Below are 235 nucleotides of genomic sequence, written 5' to 3' on the forward strand. Positions count from 1 at the left end.
TCAGAGAATCTAAGAATACCCTTGTTAATAGCATCTTCAATATCTGCCACTAGATAGGCAATGTCATCTGCTGCTTCTAGAATAAACGTCAGAGGATGTCGTACATTCACGGCACCTGTGGCTTGACTGATACGCTCATAAATATCACGTTCAGCATAAAAATAGCCCATCTTTTTACTAGCAATGTCCTTACTAGGTTCTTGATCAGAAAGCCTCGTGTACTTGATGATAGAAT

Annotated in this window: 1 pseudogene; it reads right to left on the minus strand. The window is 39.6% G+C overall.

Annotated features, from left to right (window positions below):
- A pseudogene (locus tag Q5762_RS39705) lies at window positions 1-235 on the minus strand (deoxyguanosinetriphosphate triphosphohydrolase); the annotation flags it as partial.

Origin of the sequence: Streptomyces sp. P9(2023), assembly GCF_032436795.1 — a bacterium.
Lineage (GTDB): Bacteria > Actinomycetota > Actinomycetes > Streptomycetales > Streptomycetaceae > Streptomyces.